The following is a 1,845-nucleotide window of genomic DNA, read 5'->3' as shown; positions in this document are numbered from 1 at the left end:
CCTCAGAACTCGGAACTTCGACCTCAGAACTCGGAACTTCGACCTCAGAACTCGGAACTTCAGCCTCAGAACTCGGAACTTCGACCTCTGATATTCAAAATACCCACTCCTTACTTCTCTCGTCTTCTTCACGCCCTAGTGCAGACGCGATGAATCGCGTCTCTACAAAGTTTCTAATCACTCAACTACGCGAAAACGAACAACGCAACCTGCGAACGGTGTTAATTTTCGATCAATTTGAGGAATTTTTCTTTGTTTACACCGAACCTGCACAAAGGAAGCAATTCTTTGAGTTTCTGGGAGAGTGTCTGAATGTTCTATCCGTGAAAGTTATCTTATCGCTGCGGGTAGATTACATTCATTACTTGCTAGAGTGCAATGATTTGTCCAGTCTCAAGATTATTGGTAATGACATTCTCAGTAATAATGTGCTTTACAAGTTGGGGAACTTCTCACCTGCTGATACCAAGTCAATTATTCAACGTTTAACTGAAAATACTAGTTTTCGCTTAGAACCTGCTTTAGTTGAACAACTCGTGCAAGATTTAGCCGGAGAATTGGATGAAGTTCGTCCCATTGAGTTGCAGGTTGTGGGGGCGCAACTGCAAACGGAGAACATTACAACTCTGGCAGAATATCAGCAGCGTGGCACTAAGGGGGAATTGGTTAAGCGTTATTTGGATGAAGTTGTTAATGATTGTGGTGAAGAATATCAGCAAGCAGCAGATATATTACTGTATTTGCTGACAGATGAAAAAGGAACTCGCCCTCTGAAGACTCGCGTTGAATTGGAACGCGATTTGATGCCGTATTTCTCGGAGATCCCCCCAACCCCCCTTAAAAAGGGGGGCTTTATTCTTTCAACCCCCTTTTTAAGGGGGTCGCCACAGGCGGGGAGATCAGAAGCTAGGGCGGAACAAGCTTCTGAAATCAGTAAATTAGATTTAGTGTTAGAAATTTTTGTCCAATCCGGCTTAGTAGTTTTGCTACCAGAAAACCCGGCTGACCGTTATCAACTGGTACATGACTACATTGCCACCTTTATCCGCCAGCAACAGGAACCGAAGTTAAAGCAGGTGATGGCGGAACTGGAAAAGGAACGAGAACAAAGAAAACTGAGTGAGGCGAAACTAAATAACTTTCTCAAACGCGCCCTTTTTAGTTCCATCGCCGCAGGTTTAGGATTTGCTGGATTGGCAGTGGTAACATTCCAGTGGACAGTAGAGGCAAATGTTCATTTAATTAACGCCATCAATAATTCTTCTGAAGCTTTTTTTGCCTCTGGACAATATTCAGATGCTTTAATAACAGCCGTAAGGGCAGGTAACAAACTCAAGCATACAATTTGGGCACAGCACAGAAGCGATACCCGAATGCAAACTGTAGCAACTTTACAGCAAGCAGTTTACTTAAAGCTAAATGAGCCAAAAGAAAATCGTGCGATTGAGGTGAATACCTTAGAAGGTCATAGCGATGTGGTCATTAGCGTCGCCTTCAGCCCCAATGGACAAAAATTAGCTTCCGCTAGTTATGACAAGACGATCAAAATCTGGGATGTCAGCAGTGGTAAACTCCTCAAATCCCTGACTGGTCATAGCAGTGAGGTCAATAGTATCACCTACAGCCTCAATGGACAGCAGTTAGCTTCTACTAGTTGGGACAAGACGATCAAAATCTGGGATATCAGCAGTGGTAAACTCCTCAAATCCCTGACTGGTCATAGCGATGCGGTTTTCAACGTTGCCTACAGCCCCAATGGACAACAGTTAGCTTCTGCTAGTGCTGACAAAACGATCAAAATCTGGGATATCAGCAGTGGTAAACTCCTCAAATCCCTGACTGGTC

At 44.0% G+C, this 1,845-nt stretch carries 1 protein-coding gene; it reads left to right on the top strand.

Features of this window, described 5'->3' with window-relative positions; genetic code table 11:
• A partial coding sequence (locus tag ABF638_RS37800) for a WD40 repeat domain-containing protein (RefSeq protein WP_435027856.1) occupies positions 1-1,845 on the top strand: 1,845 nt, incomplete at both ends.

Source organism: Nostoc sp. CALU 1950 (genome assembly GCF_051172895.1).
Lineage (GTDB): Bacteria > Cyanobacteriota > Cyanobacteriia > Cyanobacteriales > Nostocaceae > Nostoc > Nostoc edaphicum_A.
Note: the sequence above shows the minus strand (reverse complement) of the source record. Positions and strands in the feature narration are given on the sequence as shown.